Source organism: Ruminococcus sp. (genome assembly GCF_045129435.1).
Classification (GTDB): domain Bacteria; phylum Bacillota; class Clostridia; order Oscillospirales; family Acutalibacteraceae; genus Ruminococcoides.
In genome coordinates this window covers 1-4,828 of sequence record NZ_JBGVJL010000071.1, presented here as the reverse complement: position 1 = coordinate 4,828, position 4,828 = coordinate 1, and the positions used below count along the sequence as shown (strand labels likewise).

At 40.3% G+C, this 4,828-nt stretch carries 4 protein-coding genes; all 4 read right to left on the bottom strand.

Features of this window, described 5'->3' with window-relative positions:
* A partial coding sequence (locus ACJMMI_RS03675; protein WP_405353672.1) for a bifunctional homocysteine S-methyltransferase/methylenetetrahydrofolate reductase occupies window positions 1-1,741 on the bottom strand: 1,741 nt, incomplete at its 3' end.
* A gap of 15 nt (window positions 1,742-1,756) precedes the next feature.
* On the bottom strand, window positions 1,757-2,515 hold the full coding sequence (locus tag ACJMMI_RS03670; protein ID WP_405353670.1) for a HesA/MoeB/ThiF family protein: 759 nt from the start codon (window positions 2,513-2,515) through the stop codon (window positions 1,757-1,759).
* A gap of 83 nt (window positions 2,516-2,598) precedes the next feature.
* Window positions 2,599-4,353, bottom strand: coding sequence for a 1-deoxy-D-xylulose-5-phosphate synthase (locus tag ACJMMI_RS03665; protein WP_405353668.1), 1,755 nt, complete (start codon window positions 4,351-4,353; stop codon window positions 2,599-2,601).
* A 125-nt stretch (window positions 4,354-4,478) separates the two neighbouring features.
* Window positions 4,479-4,828: metal-transporting ATPase (locus ACJMMI_RS03660; RefSeq protein WP_405353666.1), on the bottom strand; the 350-nt coding region annotated here is incomplete at its 5' end.

The following is a 4,828-nucleotide window of genomic DNA, read 5'->3' as shown; positions in this document are numbered from 1 at the left end:
TAAACGGGAATGAAAAATAGTAACCGTCCGCAAAGTCCTTGGTAATGGCAATCATTTCTTTTGCAAGTTCAACACCAACATTCTCGCCTTCTTCTCTGCCTGCGTTTTCAGGGTAACGCTCAATTACCTCATCGGTAACATTCACACCTGAAATTTCATTTTTCATAAACATAGCATTTTTACGGCTTACTAAAGGCATAATTCCGCACAAAATTCTTGCTCCGGTTTCCTCTTTAATTCTGCGAATTTTCTCTGCGTCCTCTGCAGTAAAAACAGGCTGAGTCAGGAAAAACTCCGCACCTGCGTCCATTTTCTTTTGTACACGCTTGATTTCACTTTCAATTCTGAGTCTGCCTTGATTTATAGCACCGCCATAGGTGAGCGGCTGATTTTTGAGTGCCTCGCAGTTCATTTCATCTGCAATTCTCATAAGACCAACTGAGTCGAAATTGAACACAGACTTTACAACCTGCCTTGCCATAACAGGAATTGGGTCACCCGTAATAATAAGAAAATTATTGATGCCGTTAATACTTGCACCGAGGAAAGTGGAACGCATTGCAATGGCGTTTTTATCACGGCAACAAATGTGCGGCATAACCTCAAAGCCGGTTTCATTCTTGACCTTCTGAGCCATAAGCACAGAATCAATTCTTGTTCTGCCTGACGGGGAATCAGGGAAGGTAAGCACATCTACACCAAGTCCCTTAAGCATATGTGCAGCCTCAAGAAGCTTTTTGTCATCTGCACCAAACGGCGGAGCAAGCTCAACCGCAATCAGCTTTTTGTCCTTTAATGTGCCATCTGCATTTCTGAAAAAGCTTTTCTTAACAGTAGCATTTTCACTTTCATCATTGGCTGTAATTTCACCCGATTTTACAGTCGGAGTCAAGTCAACTGTTTCTGAAAGCTCTTTGATATATTCAGGTGTTGTTCCGCAGCAGCCTCCGACAATATCTGCACCGAGCAAAGCCATATCATTTACCTTTGAAGCAAAGTAAAGCGGATTATCAGCATATTTTACACGATTACGCACAAGAAGCGGATAGCCGGCATTTGGCATAGCGGTAATAAGGCAGTTATTATTCAGGTTAATTCTTGACAAAATCTGTTGCATATGGGCAGGGCCTACTCCGCAGTTAAGTCCGACCGCATCAACAAGATGAGAAAAAGCCGTACTGCTCACAAGTCTTTCGGCACTCTCTCCTGCCTCACTGTAGCCAAACTGATTAACACAAAATTGTACAATTACAAAGAGGTTGTATTCCTCTTTAATTCTCTTTATTGCCGGCATAATATGCTCAAACTCAGTAAAGGTTTCAAAGCATAAAATCTTTGCTCCTTCTTCTGCAAAGGTCTTTGCAATCTGATAATATTCTTCCTCCACAGCCTCAAAATCAGGCTGAAAAACTGCTGTTACAGGGCCTATATTTCCTGCAATAAAAACTTCTTTTTTGCTCTTGCTTACTGCATTTTTGGCAATAGCAAAGGCAACCCTTATATTCTCCTTTACCTTATCTGTTGTGCAGTTGAGAGAGTAGGTATTTGACGCAAAGGTGTTTGTTCTGATAAGTCTTGCACCGCTGTTAATGTATTCGGTATGAATGTCAGAAATTCGCTGTGGATTTGTGATATTAGCAAGCTCAGGAATTTCGTCTGTCTTATATTTCTTTGAATAATATGTGCCAAAAGAGCCGTCTGCAATCAGCTTACTCTTTTTTAGGTATTCTCTAATCTCCATAGTTTCTCCTATATATCAATTATGCTTGTTGCAAGCACTGCAATTCGGGTTTTGCTTTGGAAGCTTTATCTTGCGAAAGCTTGAATTAAAAGCATTGTAAATCAGCATATATCCGCATAAAAGCTCACCCTTACCGAGCAAATACTTTACTGCCTCCATTGCCTGCAAACTGCCAATCACACCACAGGCAGGACTGATTACTCCTACTTCCTTTGGCAGAGGAACATCTCCGTCCTTAGGCGGTTCTTCAAAAATGCATCTGTAGCAAGGCGACTTATGCGGAATATAGGTCATAAGCTGACCCTCAAAGCCAACAATACCTGCGTGGCAATATGGTTTTTCTGCCTTTACACAGTAATCGTTAATCAAAAACTTACTGTCAAAATTATCTGTGCAGTCAAGCACAAAATCATATTCTGAAATAAGGCTTGTAATATTATTACTGTTCACATATGTTTTGTAGGTTTTAACAACAATATCAGGGTTCATCTTATTAATTGTTTCCCTTGCCGACTCTGCCTTGGCTTTTCCAATGTCACTTGTAGTGTGAATAACCTGCCTTTGCAGGTTTGATAAATCGACCTCATCGGCATCAGCAATTCCTATTGTGCCTACTCCTGCACCTGCAAGATACATTAAAGCCGGTGAACCAAGTCCGCCTGCTCCGATTACAAGCACCTTTGAGGAAAGTAATTTTTGCTGTCCGCTTTCTCCCACATCAGCCATTACAAGCTGTCTTGAGTATCGCATTTTCTGTTCGTCTGTAAAGTTCATAAAAACTCCCAAAAATAAAAATCAGGGCAGAAAAACTCTGCCCTAATATTTTAATACTATTATAATGTAATTGTCAACTTAAATCAGACAAAATCTTTAATATCCTCGCAAATCTGTTCCTTTGTAAGGTGATTTTCTGCAAGAATTTCGTTGTAATCGTATCTGTCGATAAACTCCTTCTTTAAGCCGTAGTTCAACACCTTGACATCTGACTTACCGTAAAATCTTGCAATTTTTTCGCCAAAGCCGCCCTCAAGAATACCGTCCTCAAGTGTAATTACAACATCGTGAGTTTTAGAGAGATCAGAAAGTAATTCATCATCTGTGCCTGTAATATAAACAGGGTTTACTACTGTTGCGTCAATGCCGTACTGTTTTTTTATTTCATCGGCAACGCTTTCGCCAAGCTGATAGAATGTGCCGAGTCCGAGGATTGCAACCTTACTGCCGTTCTTTGTAACGCTGTATTTGTTAAGGTTATCAAAATCAGCAGGTTTATAATCCGGGTTTGAAATAACTCCGTTGCCCGGAACTCTGATTGCAACAGGGTGCTTTCTCTGTGACATACTCCACTCAACCATAGCAAGGTATTCTTCCTTGCAGGTTGGTGCAAGATACACAAGGTTAGGAATGTTTGAAAGCATTGCAATATCATAGATGCCGAGGTGAGTTACATCATTCATACCGAATACAGACGCCGCAAAAACAATGATTGTAACAGGGTTTGAGTTAATGCACAAGTCCTGTGAAATCTGGTCATAGGTTCTCTGAATAAATGAGCTATATACACCGTAAACAGGCTTAGCACCATTCTTTGCCATACCTGAGGCAAGTGCAACTGCGTGCTCCTCTGCAATGCCTACATCTATAAACTGCTTGCCGGCAATATCACGCTTGTCCTTTGTAAATCCCGCAACAGCAGGTGTGCCTGAAGTAATTACAGCAACGCTCTTATCATTCTTCATTTTATCAAGCATAAAATCAACTGTAATTTCATCATAGCTTTCACCGTCAAATTCAAACTTTGAACGACCTGTTTCAATATCAAAAGGCATACACCAATGCCAGTTTTCCTTGTCTTTTTCGGCAGGTGCGTAGCCCTTGCCCTTTTGTGTGCAGATGTGAACAACTACAGGGTGGTCAATGTCCTTTACACTCTCAAAGGCTTTGATAAGCTCGTCTATATCGTTGCCGTCCTTTACAAACACATAGTCAAGTCCCATAGCCTTAAAAAGGTTACACTCGGACTTGCCGTCAGTATCTCTTAAAAGCTTTAAATTTTTGTAAAGACCGCCGTGGTTTTCTGCAATAGACATATCGTTGTCATTTACAACAATAATAAAGTTGCCGTCAAATTCGCCTGCATAATCAAGACCCTCAAGAGCCTCACCGCCGCTTAATGAGCCGTCACCGATAACGGCAATTACATTTTCCTTGCCACCCTGTAAATCTCTTGCCTTTGCAAGGCCACAAGCAAGGCTTACAGAGGTTGATGTGTGACCTACATTAAAGAAATCGTGCTCACTTTCCTCAGGATTTGTATAGCCTGACACATCGTCATATTTATTTTCAAAAAGGAAAGCGTCCTTTCTGCCTGTAAGAATTTTGTGGCAATAGCTCTGATGTGATACATCAAAAACGAACTTGTCAACCGGTGAATTAAACACATAGTGAAGTGCAATGATAGCCTCAGCCATACCGAGGTTAGGGCCGAAATGTCCGCCATGAATACTAAGCTTTTTAATAAGCACAGTACGCATTTCTTGTGCAAGCTGTTTCATTTCTTCTGCGTTGAGTGTTTTTACATCTTGAGGTGAATTAATCTTTTCAATATACATAATAACATCTCCTGTAAATTTGATAAGCATATTATAACGGTTAAACCTAACTTTAAGTCAATAGTTTTTACAAAATTTTTTCAAAAAAATTGCAGATGCCATTTTTGCGACATCTGCAAATAAAATTATGAAATTGAAATCACTTTGTAGCCCTGGTCTTCAACAGTTTTCTTGAGTACATCATTTGAAACATCTGCCGTAAGAGTAACCACTGCTGTTCCCTTTTCGTGGCTTACCTCTGCCTCTGCTACCTGAGCAAGTCCCTCAAGGCTCTGCTTTACTCTGCCCTCGCAATGTGAGCACATCATACCTTCAATTTTCATTGTTTTTTTCATAGTTTTATCATCCTTTTTTGTTTTATTCTTTATTTTTCTGTCTTTCTTTGGATTTGAAATATCAAAGAAATTCAGTCTTAACGCATTTGTAACAACGCAAAAGCTTGAAAGGCTCATTGCCGCTGCACCGAACATCGGGT